Origin of the sequence: Candidatus Frankia nodulisporulans (genome assembly GCF_902806475.1) — a bacterium.
Classification (GTDB): domain Bacteria; phylum Actinomycetota; class Actinomycetes; order Frankiales; family Frankiaceae; genus Frankia; species Frankia umida.
In genome coordinates this window covers 1-21,552 of record NZ_CADCWS010000017.1, presented here as the reverse complement: position 1 = coordinate 21,552, position 21,552 = coordinate 1, and the positions used below count along the sequence as shown (strand labels likewise).

Annotated in this window: 11 protein-coding genes; 9 read left to right on the top strand and 2 right to left on the bottom strand. The window is 71.7% G+C overall.

The window, feature by feature from the left end; translation table 11 throughout:
• Positions 1-259: 259 nt before the first annotated feature.
• Positions 260-2,071, bottom strand: coding sequence for a maltose alpha-D-glucosyltransferase (gene treS / locus G6R24_RS03590; RefSeq protein WP_225438075.1), 1,812 nt, complete (start codon positions 2,069-2,071; stop codon positions 260-262).
• Positions 2,068-4,071 (bottom strand): alpha-1,4-glucan--maltose-1-phosphate maltosyltransferase, encoded by a 2,004-nt coding sequence (locus G6R24_RS03585; RefSeq protein WP_163547749.1) that lies wholly within the window; start codon positions 4,069-4,071, stop codon positions 2,068-2,070. The genes treS and G6R24_RS03585 overlap by 4 nt, the downstream gene beginning before the upstream one ends.
• 662 nt (positions 4,072-4,733) lie before the next feature.
• On the opposite strand from G6R24_RS03585, the gene G6R24_RS03580 reads away from it, so the two are divergent.
• The 9 genes from G6R24_RS03580 to G6R24_RS03540 all read left to right on the top strand — a co-directional run.
• On the top strand, positions 4,734-5,309 hold the full coding sequence (locus tag G6R24_RS03580; protein ID WP_163547736.1) for a TerD family protein: 576 nt from the start codon (positions 4,734-4,736) through the stop codon (positions 5,307-5,309).
• A 214-nt stretch (positions 5,310-5,523) separates the two neighbouring features.
• The gene (locus G6R24_RS03575) at positions 5,524-6,699 is read left to right on the top strand and encodes a DUF475 domain-containing protein (protein ID WP_163547735.1); all 1,176 of its coding nucleotides are present in this window, start codon (positions 5,524-5,526) and stop codon (positions 6,697-6,699) included.
• 249 nt (positions 6,700-6,948) lie between these two features.
• Positions 6,949-7,626 (top strand): TerD family protein, encoded by a 678-nt coding sequence (locus G6R24_RS03570; RefSeq protein WP_163547734.1) that lies wholly within the window; start codon positions 6,949-6,951, stop codon positions 7,624-7,626.
• Between the two features lie 19 nt (positions 7,627-7,645).
• The gene (locus tag G6R24_RS21840; RefSeq protein ID WP_225438074.1) at positions 7,646-9,907 is read left to right on the top strand and encodes a hypothetical protein; all 2,262 of its coding nucleotides are present in this window, start codon (positions 7,646-7,648) and stop codon (positions 9,905-9,907) included.
• A 62-nt stretch (positions 9,908-9,969) separates the two neighbouring features.
• The gene (locus G6R24_RS03560) at positions 9,970-11,640 is read left to right on the top strand and encodes an Hsp70 family protein (protein WP_163547733.1); all 1,671 of its coding nucleotides are present in this window, start codon (positions 9,970-9,972) and stop codon (positions 11,638-11,640) included.
• Positions 11,641-12,012: 372 nt separating this feature from the next.
• On the top strand, positions 12,013-16,185 hold the full coding sequence (locus G6R24_RS03555) for a zinc ribbon domain-containing protein (RefSeq protein WP_163547732.1): 4,173 nt from the start codon (positions 12,013-12,015) through the stop codon (positions 16,183-16,185).
• Between the two features lie 753 nt (positions 16,186-16,938).
• Positions 16,939-18,609, top strand: coding sequence for a glycoside hydrolase family 26 protein (locus G6R24_RS03550; RefSeq protein WP_338083947.1), 1,671 nt, complete (start codon positions 16,939-16,941; stop codon positions 18,607-18,609).
• Positions 18,610-18,975: 366 nt separating this feature from the next.
• A complete protein-coding gene (locus tag G6R24_RS03545) occupies positions 18,976-20,247 on the top strand; it encodes an HpcH/HpaI aldolase/citrate lyase family protein (RefSeq protein ID WP_163547730.1) in 1,272 nt (423 codons plus the stop codon).
• On the top strand, positions 20,247-21,552 hold a 1,306-nt coding region (locus G6R24_RS03540; protein ID WP_163547729.1), incomplete at its 3' end, for a phosphoribosyltransferase family protein. The genes G6R24_RS03545 and G6R24_RS03540, both read left to right, overlap by 1 nt.

The following is a 21,552-nucleotide window of genomic DNA, read 5'->3' as shown; positions in this document are numbered from 1 at the left end:
ACGTCGAATATCCCGAAAATACCTTTCCTTGTCCGTACTACGCCTACGCAGCGCGCCGACATCGGTCCGGACCGTCCCCACCGCGTCGGTCGTCCGTCAGCTGAGCATCCGTTGACCGCGCCACGACACCGACACCGACGCCGACGACGGCCAGCCCGACCCCTCCGGCATCGAACAGGTCCGGACGGATCGGGATGGTCGGCGGGGCGATCGGCGGGGCGGCCGGAGCGGCCGTGTACGGACTGGACGTGGACAGGGCTCAGGGGGTGAATTCCCCCGGTCTGGACAGCGCGAACCAGTAATGTCCGTGACCTGGCAAGGTCAGCAGGTACGGCAGATCGCCGATCGGCGGAAAGTGCACCCGTCCCAGCAGTTCGACGGGGACCATTCCCTCGAAGCGGCGCAGGTCAAGCTCCACCGGCTGGGCGAAGCGTGACAGGTTCGCCACACACAGCACACTGTCGTCGCCGAACTCACGCACATAGGCGAACACCGAGGGGTTGGACGCGCCCAGTTCCTCGAAGCTGCCCAGGCCGAAGACGGGATGCCGCTTGCGTACCTCGATCATCCGCCGTGTCCAGGACAGGAACGAGGTCTGGGTGCGCTGCCCGGCCTCGACGTTGAGTCCCTGGTAGCCGTAGACCGGGTCCATGATCAGCGGCAGGTAGAGGCGGGCCGGGTCGGAGGTGGAGAACCCGGCGTTGCGGTTGGGCGACCACTGCATCGGGGTGCGGACACTGTCGCGGTCACCCAGATAGATGTTGTCGCCCATGCCGATCTCGTCGCCGTAGTACAGCACCGGGGAACCCGGCAGCGACAGCAGTAGCGCGGTGAACAGCTCCATCTGGTCGCGGCTGTTGTCCAGCAGCGGCGCGAGCCGGCGGCGGATACCGATGTTCGCCTTCATACGGGGGTCCTTGGCGTACTCCGCCCACATGTAGTCACGCTCGTCGTCGGTGACCATCTCGAGGGTGAGCTCGTCGTGGTTGCGCAGGAAGATGCCCCACTGACAGTTCGTCGGAATCTGGGGGGTCTGCGCCAGGATCTCCGAGATCGGGTAGCGCGACTCACGCCGGACCGCCATGAAGATGCGCGGCATCAACGGGAAGTGGAACGCCATGTGGCACTCGTCGTCGGCGCCGAAGTACTCGACGACGTCGGAGGGCCACTGGTTGGCCTCGGCGAGCAGCACCCGGTCGGCGTACTTGGCGTCGACCTCCTTGCGGACGCGGCGCAGGTACTCGTGCGTCTCGGGCAGGTTCTCGCCGTTGGTGTTGTCCCGCACGTACAGGTAGGGCACCGCGTCGAGGCGGAACCCGTCGATGCCGAGATCCAGCCAGAACCGCAGGACCTCCAGCATCGCCTCCTGGACGTCCGGATTGTCATAGTTCAGGTCGGGCTGGTGGGAGAAGAAGCGGTGCCAGTAGTACTGGCCGCGCACCGGATCCCACGACCAGTTCGACTTCTCGGTGTCGACGAAGATGATCCGGGCTTCCGGATAGCGGGTGTCGGTGTCGGACCAGACGTAGAAGTCGCCGTAGGGGCCGTCCGGGTCCGAGCGGGACGCCTGGAACCACGGATGCGCGTCCGAGGTGTGGTTCATCACCAGGTCGGCGATGATCCGGATGCCGCGGCGGTGGGCCTCGTCGACGAGAGCCACGAAATCGCCCAGGTCGCCGAACTCGGGCAGGACCTGGAAGTAGTCGGCGATGTCGTAGCCACCGTCGCGCAGCGGCGACGAGTAGATCGGCAACAGCCACAGGCAGTCGACGCCGAGCCACTCGAGGTAGTCGAGCTTGGAGATCAGTCCGCGGATGTCGCCGGTGCCGTCCCCGTTGGAGTCGGCGAAGCCGCGGATCAGCACCTCGTAGAACACCGCGCGCTTGTACCAGTGCGGGTCGCGGGGGGACGGGCCGACCGGCCCGGACGGTGCCGGCCCCGGTCCCGGCGCCGGGCGCGGGGCCTCGGCGCCGATCCGCTCGCTCAACGGCTCCGGCTCGGTGTTGACGATGACCTCCGCCTCGACGAACGCGCCTTCGGATGGCCGGCCGGGGTCGAGCGCGTCGCTCATGACCGGGTCCGCACCGTGAAGATGTGCGCGGACTCCACCGTCGGGTCGAGCCGGACGTAGTTGTGTCGGCCCCACTGGTAGGTCGCCCCGGTGATCTCGTCGGTGACCTCGATCGTGTCGTCCCAGCCGAAACCGAGCGCGGGCAGGTCGAGATGCACCGTGGTCTCGTGGGCCTGGTGCGGATCGAGGTTGACGACGACGAGCACCGTGTCGGCGGCGGCGACAGCGGCGTCGTCGGTGGCGGGCAGGCGCTTGGAATAGACCATGATCTGTTCGCTGTCGGCCTGGTGCAGGTGCAGGTTGCGCAGCCAGTGCAGGGCCGGGTGGGCCCGGCGGATCTGGTTGAGCCGGGTCAGGTACGGCGCGAGCGAGAGCCCGGCCGCCTCGGCACCCGCCCAGTCCCGCGGCCGGTACTGGTACTTCTCGGAGTCGAGGTACTCCTCGCCGCCCGGGCGGACCGCGAGGTTCTCACCGAGCTCGTACCCGGCGTAGACACCCCAGGTCGGCGACAGCGTCGCCGCGAGCGCCGCCCGCAGGCGGAACGCCGCCGGCCCGCCGTCCTGGAGGAAGCCGGGCAGGATATCCGGAGTGTTGACGAAGAAGTTCGGCCGCATGTAGTGCGCGGAGGCGACCAGTTCGGTCGCGTACTCCTCCAGTTCCCACTTCTCGTTGCGCCAGGTGAAGTAGGTGTATGACTGAGTGAAACCGACCTTGGCCAGTGTGTGCATCATCGCCGGCCGGGTGAAGGCCTCGGCGAGGAAGAGCACGTCCGGTTCGGTCGCCTTCACCTGACCGATGAGCCATTCCCAGAACTCGACCGGCTTCGTGTGGGGATTGTCGACCCGGAAGATGCGCACTCCGTGCCCGGTCCAGTACCGAACCACCCGAAGGATCTCCTGGTAGAGACCGTTCGGGTCCGCGTCGAAGTTCAGCGGGTAGATGTCCTGGTACTTCTTCGGCGGGTTCTCGGCATAGGCGATGGATCCGTCACTGCGCACGACGAACCACTCCGGATGCCGCTTGGCCCACGGATGGTCCGGCGCGCACTGCAGGGCGAGGTCGAGGGCGATCTCCATGCCGAGCGAGCGGGCCCGCGCGACGAACAGGTCGAAGTCCTCGATCGTGCCGAGGTCCGGATGCACGGCGTCGTGGCCGCCGTGCTCGCTGCCGATCGCCCACGGGGAACCCGGGTCGTCCTCACCCGGAGTGAGGGTGTTGTTCGGGCCCTTGCGGTTGACCTCGCCGATCGGATGGATCGGTGGCAGGTACACCACGTCGAAGCCCATCGCGGCGACCGCGGGCAGCCGCTCGGCGGCGGTCAGGAACGTCCCGGAGCGCGGCGGGTCCAGGGTGGCACCCTCCGAGCGCGGGAACAGTTCGTACCAGCTCCCGTAGAGCGCCCTGGGCCGGTCCACCCACACCCGGTACAGCGGGGAGCGGGTGATCAGCTCGCGCAGCGGAAACGCGTCGAGCAGGCTCACCAGGTGCGCGTCGAGCACGGCAGCGATCCGATCATGAGGATCACTGAGCGCATCGTCACGTAGCGTGGCTACCGCCCGGGCTATCTCCGCCCGCCGCCCCTCCGGTGCCCCTGGCAGCGCCCGCAGCAGCAGCCGGGCACCGTCCTCGAAGTCGACCGCGAGCTCGTCACAGCCCTGCCCCGCGCCGACCTTCAGCTCGATGCCGTGGCGCCAGGTGGCGACGGGATCCGCCCACGCCTCGACGCGGAATCCCCACAGGCCACTTCCGCCCACGGTGATTTCCGCCTCGAAGCGGTCGGTGCCCGCGCCGACCACCCGCATCGGAACGTAGGGCGTGCCCTGGCCGTCGGGCCCGGACAGCACCACGTTCGCACCGATGAGATCGTGACCCTCCCGGAAGACGGTCGCGCCCACGGTAATTCTCTCGCCCACGACCGCGCGCGCGGGCCACTGGCCGCACGACACGACCGGGGTCACGTCGGAGATGACAACCCGGCCTACTGAACGTCCGATCATCATGGCGACCTTATCCAGACGAACCACGCCTCAATGGTCCGCCCTGCACGTGGCGAATAGCGACACCTCTACGTGAACTGCCCGCGACCATCGCGTGGGTGAATGTTGGCGTCGAGGTGGGTCAGTCGGCACCGTCCGGATGGTCTGCACTGCTGCCGATGTTCCCCAGTTGCCAGGCGTACGAACGTCCGAACCGCGTCTGTTGTGCGGTTCGGCGTGGACTTTCGCGGCCAGACCGCGGCCACGCGGCGGTCCGGCCGAGCCCACCGCAGGTGCCCGGGCGTTGGGTGCACGGTGTGGATGCGTCCATCGGGTCGGCGGCCGAGTTTCCAGTCGTGTTACGGCGGCCCCGCGTGTTACGGCCACGTGACCAATCTCCTCGGGGGGTCGCCGGGAACCCTGCGCGGCGCTCGTTCGTCCCGCAGTGCACACGGAGCTTGGGGGATCTGCGCTGACGGGCACCGCATCGAGGCCACTGTCGCACGGCCGGGCACGGCCGCGGCGGTGCGCGGGCGTACCCGGGTGCGGCCGCACGGGGGCGATCGCGCCCGGCAGTACGCTGCCGGCGCCTGGTCCGAACCATGGCACCGGGTGACCACAGGGCACACACATCGCAGCCGACCGAACCTCGACGGTGGTCGGCGGACGCAGGAGGAGAGAGCACAGTGGGAGTAAGCCTCAGCAAGGGCGGCAACGTCTCGCTGACCAAGGAGGCCCCCGGTCTGACCAGCATCCTGGTGGGTCTGGGCTGGGACGTGCGCAGCACGACCGGTGCCGACTTCGACCTGGACGCCAGCGCCATCGCCTGCCGCGCCGACGGCAAGGTCGTTTCGGACGGGCACTTCATCTTCTTCAACAACCTCAAGAGCCCGGACGGCGCGATCGAGCACCAGGGCGACAACCTCACCGGCGAGGGCGAGGGCGACGACGAGGCGATCACCGTCAACCTGGGCTCGCTGCCCACCGAGATCGACAAGATCGTGTTCCCGGTGTCGATCTACGACGCCGAGTCGCGCCAGCAGAACTTCGGCCAGGTCCGCAACGCCTTCATCCGGGTCGTCAACGGGGCCGGCGGTACCGAGATCGCCCGCTACGACCTCACCGAGGACGCCTCCACCGAGACCGCGATGGTCTTCGGTGAGGTCTACCGGCACGGCAGCGACTGGAAGTTCCGCGCCGTGGGCCAGGGCTACGCCTCCGGTCTCGCCGGCATCGCCCGGGACTTCGGCGTAAACGTCTGAATCCAACGCCTGGTGTAGCCCATTTGTCAGGTCGCGCACCTCTGGTGAGCGGCTACGATGCCGTCGACCGCCGACCTGGGCCGATGGCCTCGGGATCGACGCGGTCTCCGGTGACTTCGAGCGACCCGGTGGATCCGACGGACCGCGGATCCACCCGCGCGGTGTGGCCGGGTGACCGTGGTCTGGCGATCGGTCCGGAAAGGTGTTGGTGGGCGTGCACGCCTTGAGGATCTTCGGATGGTCCTTTGCAATAACCGCGCTGGGGGTGGCCGCGGCCGGGGTGCTCGGCGGGCCCCGGGACGTGGCCATCGTGGCCATCCTCGCGATCCTGGAGATCAGCCTCTCCTTCGACAACGCGGTGATCAACGCCACGATCCTGCGCCGGATGAGCGAGTGGTGGCAGAAGATCTTCCTGACACTCGGCGTGCTCATCGCCGTGTTCGGCATGCGGCTGCTGTTCCCGATCGTGATCGTGGCACTGACCGCGCATCTGAGCCCGGTCGACGTGTTCGACCTGGCTCTCAACGACAGCGCGCAGTACGCGGAGAAGCTCGGGGACGCGCATCCGGCGATCGCCGCGTTCGGTGGGATCTTCCTGTTCATGATCTTCCTGGACTTCCTGTTCGATCCCGAGCGGGAGATCCAGTGGATCAGGAAGCTGGAGGAGCCGCTACGTCGGGCCGGCCAGCTGGACGTGATCCCGATCGTGGTCGCGCTCGTGGCACTGCTCGTCGTCGGTGAGGCCTTCTCCGGCGACCACACCCAGCAGGTGCTCACCTCGGGTGTCGCGAGTCTGGCCACCTACCTGGCGGTGCGTGGTCTCGGGGAGTTCTTCGAGGCGCAGGGGATCGGCGCCGAGGACGACGGTGCTGACGACGACAGCGCCGTGGGCGGCGCAGTGGCGGCCGGAGACACGGCCGCACCCGCCCGTTCCGGTGGGACGCCCAAGCTGGTGCTCGCCACCGGCCGGGCCGCCGCCTTCCTGTTCCTCTACCTGGAGGTCATCGACGCCTCGTTCTCCTTCGACGGGGTCGTCGGCGCGTTCGCGATCTCCCAGAACATCTTCGTCATCGCCGCCGGTCTCGGCATCGGTGCCATGTACATCCGGTCACTGACGGTGTACCTGGTCCGGCGCGGCACCCTGTCCGAGTACATCTATCTCGAGCACGGTGCGCACTACGCGATCGGCGCGCTGGCGATCATTCTGGCCGTCTCGATCGAGACCGAGGTGCCGGAGATCGTCACCGGCCTGGTCGGCGTCGCCTTCATCGGCCTGGCGCTGGTGTCCTCCATCCGACACCGCCGCAAAGAGGCCGCGGCCGGAGGTGACGACGCCGGGCAGGACGACGAACCCGACACGTCCCGCGAGCCGGCCCCGGCCCCGCTGTAACCGCACTTCCCGCACGTCACCGCGCTGCCCGCACCTCCTGTAACACCTGGGCACACAGCGTTATCGCACGGCCCGCTTGACCGCGCTGCTTCTGGGACGGCCCTGTCCGTGGGACGACGGGCAGGGTCTGGAGCAGCACGCAACGGATGTGACATCGTCGGGAGCATCCAGTGATCTGACTGACATCCGGTATCCGCGCAGGCGCCCGGCGACCGCGCAGGTACCCGGCGACCGCGAGGGAGCGGATCCATGGGCATTGACTACTCGAAGCGTCCGGCCGCGCCACCGGCCGGCTCCGGCCCGGTGTCGTTGAGCAAGGTGACGCTGACCAAATCCACCCCGACCGTCTCGCTGAGCAAGCAGGGCGGCGGCGGTCGACTGCACGTGAACCTGAACTGGAACCAGAACCCCGCGTCCGGTGCCCCCAAGGGTGGCTTCCTCAAGCGTGTCCTCGGCGCCGGCTCCGGCGGCATCGACCTCGACCTGGCCGCGCTGTTCGAGCTCTCCGACGGCCGCTCCGGCGTCGTGCAGGCGCTCGGCAACGCGTTCGGCTCGTTCGACGCGGCGCCGTTTCTCAACCTCGACGCGGACGACCGGACCGGTGCCGCGGTCGGCGGGGAGAACCTCTACGTCAACCTCAACCAGATCGCCCAGATCCGTCGGGTGCTCGTCTTCGCCTTCATCTACGAGGGTGTGGCGTCCTTCGACCAGGCCGACGCCGTGGTCACCCTGACCCCCGCGCAGGGGGCCCCGATCGAGGTACGGCTGGACGAGCAGGCGGGCGGGTCCCGGATGTGCGCGATCGCGCTGTTGACGAATACTGGCAACGACTTCAGCGTCAGCCGCGAGGTCCGGTATGTCAGCGGGCACCGTGAGCTCGACAAGGCATACGCATGGGGTCTGAACTGGACCGCCGGCAGTAAGTAGGACACGCCGGTACCTCGCGATGACCCCCCCGGTCCCGCCGCCCGGCGGCGAGGAGGATCGTTTTCCGATGTTCCAGCCACGCCGCGACCCCGCCCCACGAACCGAGCGGACGAGCTGGTTTCCCACCGCGTCGGCGCGCCACGGGTCGTCGCAGGAGCGTGACGACCCTGTCGCGTATCCGGACTCCCACGGCGCCGCCCCGCGCGACGCCGCCCCCGGCGGGACCGACCCACGCGACGCCGGGTCGGAGGGGACCGACCCACGCGAGCTGCGTGACGTACGTGACGCCGACCCGCGTGCCGGGGAGATGGCGGGTCCCGGCGCGTCCGTGGACCCGCTCGACGTCCGTCCACGGCACGCGGATCCGCGGATGTCCGCGGGCTTCGCGTCCGGTCCCTACCGGCCGGCACCGGCTGAGCCCGACCCGCTCGGGCCGGGCTCAGCCGGCCTGGGACACCCCGGGGACCTGGCACCCGCGTCGGCTTCCGCCGCGGGTGCGCCGTCGCCGGCGGACCCGGCGGGGGGCGGGCGCTACCCGGAGGTCTCGCCGCCGACCGGACCGTCGGGTTATCCGAGCGCGGCCGAGCATCCGGACCGGGGGCGCTCCGTGGACCCGCTTGGCCACGCCGGCCCGACCCCGCCCGGGGCGCACCGACCCTGGGGCCCGTCCGGGCAGCCGGCCAGCCTCAGCAGCTTCTTCGGCCGCCTGGCCGACCGACGTCCCGGCAAGGACGAGGAGCCCGAGGGGGAGCGGGCCGACGACGCCGGCGCGCCCGTCCGGCCCACGCCGGTCGATGACTCCGCCGCCGCGGGCCCGCCGGACTGGGACGCACCCTCGGTGCCGGTGGGTATCCGCGGTTTCCCCGCGGGGCCGACCGGGACCGCCGGGCCGGTGGACGGCGCGGGGTCAGGGGGGTACCGCCGGTACTCCGACGACGGCGGCGCCTTCGGTGGTCGTGCCCCGTACGACGACCACGACGGCGAGCCGACCGAGACCGGTGGGTACGCCGGCGAGTACCCCGGTTCCGAGCGCTATCTCGACTACACGCACCCCCCGAAGCCGTCCGGATACCCGGAGCCCACCGGATACCCGCAGTCGCCTGCCTACCCCGAGTCGGACGGCTACCCCGAGGTGGCTGGCTACCCCGGGTCGGACGCCTATCCCGGGTCGGACAGCTATCCCGAGCCGGACGTCTACCCCAGGTCGGACGTCTACCCCAGGTCGGACGTCTACCCCAGGTCGGACGGCTACCAGAGCCGCGCCGACCACGCGGACGCGCCCAGCTACCGGGGTCCATCCGACGAGCGGGACCACGGCGCCGACCCGGCATACGGCTCCGACCCGACATACAGCCCTGACCACAAATACGGATCTGACCCGACATACGACACCGGTCAGGACCACGACGCCTCCCCGGCATACACCGCTGAGCCGGACCGCGGTGGCGGTGCGGAGTTCGATCACCGCGGCGGTCCCGATCGTGACCGGGGCGCCCGCGTGGATGACCAGCGGGCCGTCGGGGAGGGGCCGGGTGGGGCCGAGGTGGGCGCCCCCAGCGGGATAGAAGAGCCGCCCGGATCGGGCTACGCCGGGCGTGGGATGGGTGAGGGTTCCCCGGCCGGCGACCGGGACGGGCTGGTCGTCGTCGAGACGCTCGACGCGGCGGCGTCGCGGCCGGACCCGGTCGAGGACGCGCCGGGGACCACCGCGCCGACCGCTGACCACGGCGACGGCGACGGCGAACCGGATGTACCGACCGCGATCCTGCCGACGGTCGATCTGCTGGCGGGGTCGGTGGGCGCGGTCCAGGCCGTGGCGCTGGAGCGGCTGGCCGGTCGGGTCGACGAACTGGCCCGGCTGCGCCGCCACGACGCCGAACTGGTCGACCGGCTGCACTCGGAGAACAGCCGGCTGCGCTCCGGTGAGCTGACCGAGGCGATGGCGCCGCTGCTGCGTGGGCTGATCAGGCTGCACGATCAGATGGGTAGCCTGGGAGCGGACGATCCACAGAGCGTCGCGGGCATCCTGCGCAAGCAGTTGCTCCAGGTGCTCGACTTCGCGGTGGACGTGCGTCCCTACACCGCCGTTCCCGGCGGAACCTTCGATCCGGCCCGGCATCTGGGCGTGCGCCGCGTGCCCACGGACGATCCCGGGCGTGACGGCACGATCGCGCGCACCGTGCGCCCTGGCTTCGTCCGCGGCGAGACGACCGTCGTGCGACCCGCGGAGACCGAGGTCTACCGCGCGCTGACGGCTCGCCCGCTCGCCTGCCCGGGCTGACAGAGCCCCGCCCCTGCGCGGGCGTGAGATGTTGACCTTGTGTGAAAGGGAGAGTCCAAACGGTGGCGGGTACCAAGGTGTTCGGGATTGACCTGGGCACGACCTACTCCTGCATCGCCCAGGTCGACGAGTACGGTCGGCCGGACGTGATCCGCAACATCGAGTCGCAGCCGACCACACCGTCGGTCGTGCTCTTCGACGAGGGCACCGAGGGTGAGACGTCCTTCGTGGTCGGGACCCAGGCGAAACGCCAGGCCCGGATCCGCCCGGACGACGTCGCCCGGCTGGTCAAACGGCATATGGGCACGTCCGACTGGCGGTTCGTCGCCCACGACGTCGAGTACAGCGCCGCGGCCGTGTCGAGCCTGGTGCTCAAGGCGCTGGTGGCCGACGCGGAGCGGGCGGCCGGGGTGCCGGTGACCGATGTCGTCATCACGGTGCCGGCGTACTTCGGCGACGAGGAGCGCAAGGCGACCAAGCTCGCCGGTGAACTCGCCGGGCTCAACGTCGTCGACATCATCAACGAGCCGACCGCGGCCGCGTTCGCCTACGGCTTCGGCCAGGAGGGCGCCCAGGAGTCGACCGTGCTGGTCTACGACCTCGGTGGCGGCACGTTCGACACGACCGTCATCCGGCTCAGCGAGGGTGCGATCACGGTGGTGGCCACCGACGGCGACCACGAGCTCGGCGGTGCGGACTGGGACAACGAGCTCGTCCGCTACCTGGCGCAGAAGTTCACCGAGGCGGAGCCGACGGCGGGTGACCCGCTCGACGACGTCTACGACGAGCAGGAGCTGCTGTCGGCGGCCGAGGACGCCAAGCTCGCCCTGTCCGGACGCGACAGTGTGGACGTCCTCGTCGTGCACAAGGGGCGCCGGGTCAGTGTGCCGGTGACCCGGGCGACCTTCGAGGAGATCACCGGGCCGTTGCTGCGTCGCACCCTGGAACTGACCGGGTCGGTGCTGGCCCGGGCGCGGGAGAAGGGCGTCGAGCAGATCGACCTGTGTCTGCTGGTCGGGGGGATGAGCAAGACCCCGATGGTCGGACGTGGCCTGCAGGAGTCCTTCGGGCTCACCTCGCGGCTGGTCGACCCGGACCTGGCCGTGGCCAAGGGCGCCGCGGTCTACGGGCAGAAGAAGGCACTGGAACTGGCCGTCCACTCGGACCTGGTGGCCAGTGGCGCGCTGCGCCCGGATCAGGACCTGGCCGCGGCCCAGGACGCCGACGTCGAGCGGGCCGCCGCGGCCAGCGCCGACGAGGCGGGGCTGGCGACCGCGTCCGTCGTGGATCTCGTCCGCACCAAGGTGACGAACGTCACATCGAGGGGATTCGGGATCTTCGCCGAGGACCGCGGAGTTCCCGTCGCGGCGTTTCTGGCGCATCAGAACGACCCGCTGCCGATCTCGGTGGTCCGCACGTTCTACACGGTCACCGACGACCAGGCCGAGGTCGATATCCGGGTCTTCGAGCAGGGCACCACCACGGAATCCAAGGAGATCGAGGACAACAAGGTGATCGTGGCCGGCGCGATCACCGGAATTCCCCCCGGTCACCAGCGTGGGACACCCGTGGAGGTCACCTTCGCGATGGCGGGGGACCAGACCATCCGGGTTACCGCATCGCACGAGGGTGCCGCCACTCCACTGGTGCTGCAGGTCGAGGCGGGCGTCGGCTCGGACCAGATGCGGGCCGCGGAATCGGCCAAGGTAAGTCTGCTCAAGCGCCGGGACTGAACCGGACAGGCCGACTACCTGCACTTCTTAACAGTATTAACGAACTAACAAAACGCTAACAGTTACGAATTTGTAGTAATCCACTTTCACCCGCGCTTACGGGCGTCGCTGGAGAAGTCAGTAAGGTTCTGGCCCGGGCACCAGGTTGGGTTCGGGAACGAGTGCGACGGCCATGCCGATGCCACTCGATCCCGAACCTGACCGCGATGTCCGCGACGTCCAGGCACCTGGCCCGGCGTCGCTCACTACTCTCGGATGTGGGCCTGCGGGTGTGGAACGGTTGAGCTGCCGTTCCGCGTACCGCGTTCGGCGCCCGGGGGGCCGGGCGGGTCACCGACCGGTCCGACGGGCAGGTGGGACGAAGGTGGATCGTTGAGCGCGGCGTTCGATGGCAGCGGGTACCGCCAGCGCGTGCTGGCGCCGTTGCGGGCGAGCTCCTCGGTGGAGACCGCTGATCCCTTCCTGATCGTCGGCCTCGACCCCACGGTCAGCCACAGCGACTTCGAGGTCGGCACGCAACTGGTCCGGGTACTCGCCTTTCTGCAGCGCGAGCGCAACTCGGCCAAGTACGCGACGCTGGCCACGGAACTCGTGCGACGGCGGGCCGAGTGGGAGGAGCCGCTGCGCGAGGCCTACTCGCGTGAACAGGTACGGGCCCGGGTGCTGGCCGCCCGGCGCAGCGGTGACGTCGAGCGGCTGGCGAAGGTGGACGGCTACCTGGCCACCGTGCGGGAACGCTTCGGTGGCATCCCGGCCTCCCGGGTCGAGGGCCTGCGCCGGCTCGCCGCGGCGGCCGGTGTGCCCGCCGCGGAGTTCGACGCCCGGCTCGGGCGCGAACAGCTCATCGTCGACGGGGCCGGCGGCGGCATCGAGCCGCTGCCACGCGAGGTGCGCAGCCAGATCGCCCAGCGCCTCGGCGAACTGCGCAGCCTGCGCGGCGGCGACCGGGTCTCCAGCGCCTCCCTGTGGGCGTTCCTCGGCCTGACCCCGGATGCCTCACCCGAACGGCTGCGCGCCGCGCACGCCGCGGCCACGGCCGCCAACAATCGCCGCCCGCACGACCGGGAGAAGACGGTCGCCGCCGACCTGCTCGCCCTGGCCTGGGCCCGGCTGATCGAGGGCGACCCCGCCGCCTACACCGTGGGCCTGCTGGCCGACGCCGCCGACGAACTGCGCCCCGCCGTCGAGGAGCACGTCGTGCTCGACGGCGAGCTCACCGCCGTCGCCTTCGAGGGACTGGTCCGGGCGGCGCTGGCCACCGGCCGCGGCCTGACCGCGGCCCAGGCCAAGTCGGTCGTCCTCGGGGTCACCCGGGAACTCGGCGCCGCGGTGAACGTCGGCGGGGTCGTCGACTACGTCGTCTGCCCCGGCTGCGGTCGTCCCGAGGCCGCCGGCACGGCCCAGCACTGCCGCTACTGCGACACCGACCTTTACACCACCTGCCCGTCGTGCGGCACCTTCACCGAGGCCGCCGCCGTGGTCTGCCGGCACTGCGGGCACAGCCTGCGCCAGGCCAAGGAGGCCGCCGAGGCGCTGGCCGCGGTACGCCGGGCCCTCGAGGGCGGCCAACCGCGAACCGCTGGTGAGCTGCTCGCCGCCGCGCGTCCGGTGCTGGTCGCCGTCGGCGGCCCGGTCGCCGGCGCCGCGGAGGAACTCGGCGCCCGGCTGTCCGCCGCCCTCGGCGCCGCCGACGCCGGCTGGCGTGCCCTGGTCGAGGCCCGCGCCGCCAGCCGCGCCGACGCGGCCCTCGCCGACGCCCGCTGGCTTGCCGCCCAGGCCGCCGACGTGCCCGGCCCCGACGGCCGCACCCCCGGCGAGGTCCTCGGCGAACTCGTCGCCGCCGCCGCCGTCATCGGCCGCCGGGTCGAGGCCGCCCGTGGCCTGCCCCCCCAGGACCAGGAGGCGGCCCTGGTCGCCGTGCTCGCCAGCGCCGCCGACAACCGGGAGGCCTTGGCGGCCCTGGCCGCGCTGCCCCTGCCACCACCGAGCGACCTCACCGCCACCCCCGGCCCGGACGGCTCGGTGCAGCTGCGCTGGCGGCCGTCGCCGTCGGTGTGCACACCGGTGTCCTACCGGGTCGAGCGGCTGCTGCTCGTCGACGGCGGTGGCGCGGCGCTGGCCCGGCGCGGCCTCGGTGCCACCCGCGCCAGCGAACTGTCGGACGCGGGCGCGCCGGCCTGGACACCGGTGCGCTACGAGGTGACCGCCGTGTGCGGCGAACGCCGCTCCGAGCCGGTCGTCACCGCCCCCGTCGTGTGCACCCGGGACGTCCGCGAACTGCGCGCCGAACGCACCGCCACCGGCGTCCGGCTGCAATGGCGTCTGGACGGTGGAACTCCGCCCGTCACCATCGAACGGACCGTGCGCACCGCCTCCCTCGCCAGCCGCCCGCCCGCCACGGCGGGTACACAGGCGGGTTCCCCGGAGTCGGTGAACCCGCCGGTGCCGGCCCCCGCCGGAGCCGCTGTGGGCGCTGACCACGAGGCGCCGCGGCAGGCCAGGATCGCCGGGAACGGCTTCCACGACCTGGACGTGGTCGCCGGGGTCACCTACCGCTACCGCGTGTTCGTGGAGTATCCCGACGCCTCCGGCGCGCCCGCGCACACCGAGGGCATCCAGGCGGAGATCGAGGTGACCGCCCGTCCGCGGCCCGTGCAGGACCTGCGCGCCGTCACCGCTGGCGGGCGTACCACCCTGCGCTGGACGCCACCGTCTGGCCTGGAGGTTCGGATCTACGCGGCGTCCGTCCCGTCCGTCCCGTCCGTCCCGTCCGTCCCGTCCGTCCCGTCCGTCCCGTCCGTCCCGCCCGGCCCGGGCGGCCCGGGCGGCCTGACCGTCCCCGGATCGGGTCCGCTGCCCCTGGGTGGACTCGGAGCCGAGGGCGACGAGGTACCGCTCGGGGCGATCACCGGCCCGGTGCGTCTGGTAGCCGCGAGCCGTGGCGGGCAGGCTGTCGAGTCGGCGCCGGTCGGCGAGGTCGTCTACACCCCGGTGACGGTGCACGGCGACGTCGTGGTCGTCGGCCGGGCGCTGCGCCACGTCGTCATCGAACCGGTGCGCGACCTGCGGGCCAACGACCGCGGGGACGCGATCGTGCTGTCGTTCCAGATGCCACCCGGGGTGACCGAGGCCAGGGTGCTGTGGCGGCGCGACCGTGCGCCGAGCGGCCCCGACGATCCGCTCGCCGCCAGCGCCCGGGTCACCAACACCAGCCTGGAGATCAAGGGCGGCTGGCGTCTGGCCGCCCCCGCCGACGGCTGGGCTTACCACGTGGCCGCCTACCCGATGTACCGGGCCGGCGGGATCGTCCGGGTCGCCGGCACCGGCGTCTGCGTCCTGGCCCGAGCCGCCACCCGCGTCGACCCGCCGCCGATGGCGGCGCCCGCCGGGTCGGCTCCTGCGACCACCGGTGGGCATCCGCTCGACCCCGACCCGATCACCGCGCCGCATCCCCTGGGTGGCGTCCACTCGATGAGCGGGCCGGCCGCCGCGGGCCGGTTGCAACCGGTCGGCGGGGTTCGACCCGTCGGTCACAGCGCCCTGCCGACCGCGCCGACCCATCGACCGCGGACCATGTCGGGACCGCGTCCCGGTCACGCGGCGCCGACCGCGGCGGGTGGCGGCGGCGCCGGATCCGGTAGTACCGGGTCCGGGGGCGCCGGGTCCGGGGGACCGCTGCCACGGCGTCGGCCCAGCCCGTTCGCACCCCTGGACGCGGTCACCGGGCCACTGCCCGTGCGGGACGAGCCCGCCGCGCCGGCCGGCCCGATCGCCCCCCTCGCCCCGCCCGCCCCTGCGGCCTCGCCGGCCCCGCTCGGTTCGCCCGCGAACCTGGCCGGTCCGGCCAGCGAACCGACGCCCGTCATCCCAGCCGGCCCGGCCAGCACCGGGCCGACCGCGGCCGTCCCCTTCACCCCCTTCGCACCCGCCGGTTCACCGGTGGCCGCACCCGCCGCCGAGGCGGGGGCTGCGACGACCGGCACGGGTCCGACGACCGCCACGGGTCCGACGACCGGCATGGGGCCGTCCGAGGAGCTCGCCATCGCGGCGGGCGGGCCGACGATGCCCGCCACCGGGCCGCTTCCCGCCGGCCCGGCCGGTGACGGTGACGGGGATCAGCCGCAGGCCGCGCAGGAGATCGGACTTGCCCGGGCGTTCGGTGCCGGGGCCGCGTTCACCGCGGCGGCGCGACCGGGAACCGGGGGAGCGGGGGAGGGCACGCCGGCCGGGACGGCACTGCCCATGGTCACCTACTCGGTGAGTCGGTCGGGCTGGCGGCGCCGGACGATGCGCGTGCAGGTCCACACCTCCGGACCGGTCGGTGAGCTGATCCTGTACGCCCGGCCGGGCACCGCCCCGCCGCGGGCCGCCGCCGAGGCCCACGAGTTGTCCCGGCTCGCCGCGGTGGACCAGTCCGTCACCCGGACCATCGACGTCACGCTGGACGGCGCCCAACTGCCGTGGGGTGTGCGGCTGCTGCCGGCGCTGCACCCGAGTGGCTGGACAGTGGCGCATCCCGCCGATGAGGACCTGATCGTCCGCTGAGCCCGCTGGGCCTGTTGGGTTCCGCACGGATCGCCGGGGCCGCCGGGCCGGCGCGGCCGCCCGGTCAGGCGGACGTTGGGGCCAGGACGAAGGGCCCGCGTTCGGGCGGAGATCACACTGGAATCACATGACCGGGCGTACGGAGTGCATATATCGGCCTTGTGTTGTCTTGGTGTAGTTTATATGTGGAGATGTCGTGCCAGATCGGCAATGATGGTGCTACCACGGAAAGTATTCGCCCAAGCGACGTTCCTCGACGCCTGCGGTGCGTTTACGATTGGTCCCATCACGTGCAGTTCCAGTACCGATCTGGTGGGTATCTGACATCGGATCGGGGCACCTGTCGGTTCGTCCTGATCGCGTGGCAAGGGTCAGCCGGCATCACGAACGGGCTGCTTCGTGCAGCCCGCTTGGCAGCACAACGCTGTGCCGTCGAACCCGTAGGGAACGCTGAGCGGTCGCATGCCGCGGCCAGCGCGGAGGGGACGTTCCAGCGGCGGTCGTGATGCGGCCCGGCTCGGTGGTCGATCGGTGGCGTGTCCGACAGGTGTGTCGACTCTCGCCCTCACCGAAAGGCAGCGCGCGAGCATGGCCTCGACCCCTCGTCGCCGACCTACCCCTCTGGTCGGCCGCCCGGTCTCTCCCTTGTCCCGTGGTGGGCCGGGCCGTTCCCGTGCCGCCCACCGTCGATCCCGACCATCCCGTCGACCCATCCTTGCCGGCACCCGTCTCGGCCTCGCCACGGTCTTCATCGTGGGGTTGCTCCAGGCGACGATCTCCCCCGCGACCGCGGCCCCGGCCACCCCGACCGCGGCCTCGACCCCGGGTGGCGACACCGCCGCCTCGGCGAGCGCCTCGGCCACACCGGTCCCCGGTGTTCCGCTCACGACGATGACCGCGAGCACCACCAGCCGGATCGCGCTGGTGCTGTTCGACGAGGACATCGTGCTCGTCGGCGGTCGTGGGTTCGCGCCCGGCGGCGACGTCTCCGTCGCCGCCCTGACGACCAAGCTCGGCGGCAGCGCGTTGATCCGCTCCGACGCCGACGGCCGGTTCATCCTCGGCTTCCGCGTCCCGCCCGACTTCAAGGGCGCGGTCAACGTCAAGGCGACCCAGGGCGGCACCGCCGCCGACGGCTCCCTGGACGTCGTCGGTCCCGAGGCCGCCGCCGCGGAGTTCAAGGCCGCGCCACCGCTGCCGAACCTTCCCGTCGGTTCCAGCGACACCTCCTCCGGTACGACCGGGTCCGCCACCGCGGCCCCGACGGCGACGGCCACCCCAGCCACCTCCGACGCGAGCACGGCGGACGTCCCGCGCCCGACCGCCGCGACTCCCTCGGTCACGCTGAAGCCGACGCCCTCGGCCCGCCCGACGACCGGCCCGACCACCCCGACGACCGGGCCCCCGACCGTCTCGCCCGCGACTCCGGCGGCGACCACGCCCGCGACCGCCCCGGCGGCGGTCGCCACCACGGCGGCCGCGGGCGGTACCTCGTCCGGTGCGGTCGCGGGCAGCGGCGCGGGAGACACCCGCGGCGCCCAGTCCGGTTTGCCCTGGATGTCCGGCTACCAGTCGCACCAGTTGGCCTCGCTCACCCAGTTCGGCAACTGGCGGGGCCGGGCCAACGACCTGGTGCACGTCTACACCACCCGCACCGCCGGGTGGAGCGGCCTGGTCGACCCGACCTCGCTGATGGACCAGTTCAAGTCCTTCCCGGGCAAACTGCTCATCAGCGAGCCGACCTACCCCCAGGGGCAGGGCAGCAACGGCGAGTGCGCCAAGGGCGCCTATGACGAGCAGTGGAAGAAGCTCGGGACCTCTCTCGTCGCCCACAACCGAGCCGACTCGATCGTCCGGATCGGCTGGGAGTTCAACGGGACCTTCATGTACTGGCACAGCGACTCGGACGCGTCAGCGTTCAAGACCTGCTTCCAGAAGATCTCCAGCGCGATCCGCTCCACCGACCCGCAGGTCAAGATCGACTGGACGTTCAACGCGCACGCCTCGCCGGTGCCCAGCGGTAACAGCCCGTGGAGCGCCTACCCCGGCGACCAGTACGTCGACTACGTCGGGATCGACTCCTACGACCACTTCCCGCCGTCCAAGGACGACGCGACCTGGAACAAGCAGTGCGAGGACGTCAACGGCCTGTGCTATGTGATCCGGTTCGCCCAGCAGCACGGGAAGAAGGTCGGCGTCGGCGAGTGGGGCGTGGCGTCCTGCTCCGGTGACGGCGGCGGGGATAACCCGTTCTACATCAAGAAGATGTACGACACGTTCAAGTCGGCCGGGACGACGATGGGCTACGACGCCTACTTCGCCGACGCGGCCCCGGGCAACGTCTGCTCGACAATCATGAACGGGGGTCAGAACCCCAAGTCCGCCGCCGAGTACAAGACGCTGTTCGGTGGCGGCTCGGGCTGATCCCGGCAGCTGATCCCGGCCGCCGGTCCCGCGCCCCGCGCGGGCGAAGCGCGGCCGGTCACCCAGGGGCCACGCCTCCCGATGTGGGCGGCGTGGCCCCTGCTGTCCTTCTCCGCGCCAGGCCCCGGGTGGACGTGATGATGACCGTCAAGTGACAGAAGAGTGTCATCCGGTTGAGGGTCGTCATGGTCTGTCGCTGGGCCTACCCGGACGGGTAGCGTCACCCCAAACGCGACGTTTCACGATCTTGTCGTTTTCGGGGCGGGGTCCGGGGATGGGACACCGGGTGCCGCGCGGGCGACAGTCAGGACGAAGGTCAGGACGAGGGTCGGGCGACGTCGCCGCGGGAGACGAGGAGATCGCCGCGTGCGCCACTTCGCCTTCCTCGACCCCTCGGTGGTCGAGGCTTTGTTCTATCGGCCGCCGGAGGAGATCCCCGCCGACGGCGACCGCCGGCTGCTCGCCACGGCGCTCGGCGCCACCCTCTACGCGCCCGGCACCCGGTTCCAGCTGGCCCACGACGTGCGGCGCCAGACCGCCGCCGGGGTGACGTCCATGGTGCTGTGCCTGGAGGACGCGATCGCCGACACCGAGGTCGCCGCCGCCGAGACGAACGTCGTCGCGGCGCTGCTCGACCTCGCCGACGATCCGCCGCGCTCCGGCGCCGGCATGCCGCTGCTGTTCGTCCGGGTCCGTGCCGTGAGCCAGATCCCCGACCTGATCGGGCGGCTCGGGGCGGCCGGGGCGGCCTGCCTGGCCGGGTTCGTCCTGCCGAAGTTCTCCGAGGAGGGCGGCGAGGTGGCGCTCGAGGCGGTGCTGCGAGCCGCCGACACGATCGGCCGGCCGTTGTGGGCGATGCCGGTGCTGGAAAGCCCACCGGTGATCAACCGGGAGACCCGGGTCGAGGCGCTTGGCGCCGTGCGCCGGCTGGTGGACAAACACGCCGACCACGTGCTGGCGATCCGCCTGGGCGCCACCGACCTGTGCGGCCTGTTCGGCCTGCGCCGCGACCGCGACCTCACGATCTACGACATCGCCGTGGTCCGCGACTGCATCGCCGACATCGTGAACATCTGCGCCCGCGGCGGTGACCACATCGTGACCGGTCCGGTGTGGGAGTACTTCGCCGCCGCCGAGCGGCTGTTCGTCAGCTCCCTGCGGGTCACCCCGTTCGAACAGGTCGAGGGCGTCGACGGCGAGCAGGCCGTGCGGATGCGCAGCGCTCTGGTCTCCTCCGACCTGGACCGGCTCATCCGCGAGGTCGTCCTCGACCGGGCCAACGGCCTGTGCGGCAAGACGGTCATCCATCCCAGCCACATCCCCGCCGTGCACGCCCTGCAGGTGGTCAGCCAGGAGGAGTACGCCGACGCCGAGACCATCCTCACCGGCAACGCCCAGACCGGGAACGCTGGTGGGGTGCGCCGCTCCGCCTACGCCAACAAGATGAACGAACTCGGCCCGCACCGGGCCTGGGCCGAGGCCGTCCTGCGCCGGGCCCGTGCGTTCGGGGTGCTGCGGGAGGGCGACACCTTCGTCGAGGTCCTCGCCGCGACCGCCGCGGCCGTCGGCTCTGTTGGCTCTGACCGCCCCGAGCCCGCCGCCGTCCACGTCGCCGCCGAGACCGCTGGAGTGCTCTGATGACCACCACCGCGGGTCCGGCGACGGACGCGGGCTGGCTGTGGTCGGAACTCGGCCTGGTCGCCGAGGTGACCACCGACATCGACGGCGGCGGTCTGGACGCCCTCGTCGGCCTCGCCCTTCGGCGCAACCCCCGCCGGGCGCACCTGCTGGTCAGCCGGGTGCTCGGCAAACACCTGCCGGTCGACCCGGCCACGGCCCTGGCCGCCGGGGCCCGCCTCGCCGCCCAGGTCCGACGCCTGCCCGGTCTCACCGCCCTCGGCCCGGCTGCTGCCGGCCAGGGTGCCGTCGAGGACGGGCCGCTGGTCATCGGCTACTGCGAGACGGCGACGGCGCTCGGCCACGCGGTCGCCGACGGCCTGCCGGGCAGCCATTACCTGCACACCACCCGCCGGGACACCCCGGGTGTGCCGCCGGTGCTGGAGTTCACCGAGTCGCACTCCCACGCCTCGTTCCACTGGCTGGTCCCACGGGACCCGGCGATCCTGCACGACACCCGTCCGATCGTGCTCGTGGACGACGAACTGTCCACCGGACGGACCGCGCTCGGCACGATCCGCAGCCTGCACGCCCACGCGCCCCGCGGCCACTACGTGGTGGCGGCGCTGGTCGACGCCCGTCCGGCGCTCGCGCAGGTGGCGTTCGCGGAGCTCGCCGCCGAACTCGCGGTCCGCATCGACGTCGTCTCCCTGATCGCCGCCACCGTCGCCGTGCCACCGGACATCGCCGAGCGGGCCGCCCGCATCCGCGCCCGCTTCGCCCCGCTCCCTCCCGACGCCGACCCCGACGCCGGCTCCAGCCCCGGCTCTGGCCGCGAGTCCGAGTCCGGGCTCGCTCTCGGTTCCTCCTCGCCGGTGCGCCGGCTGAGCGCGTCGTGGCCGGCGGATCTGCCCGATGGCGGGCGGTTCGGCTGGTCGTCGCGTGACGGGCGCCGGCTCGACGCGCTGCTCGACCCCCTCGCCGCGACCGTGCGGGCCGCCCTGATCGTGCCGTCCGGGCGCACGCTGGTGCTCGGCACGGAGGAGTTCATGTACGTGCCGATGCGCATCGCGCGGGCGCTCGCACGCGGCGGTGCGGGGGACGTCCGCTACCAGTCGACGACGCGCTCCCCGGTGCATCCCCTGGACGCCGACGGCTGCGCCATCCGCAGCGCGCTCACCTTCCCCGCACCGGACGACCCGCGCCGGGTCAGCCACGTCTACAACGTGCGTCCCGGCCGCTATGACGACATCGTCGTGATCGTCGACGCGGGTGTGGACGCCAGCGCCCCGATCCCGGTCGCCGACCCGTCCGGGCTCGTCGCCC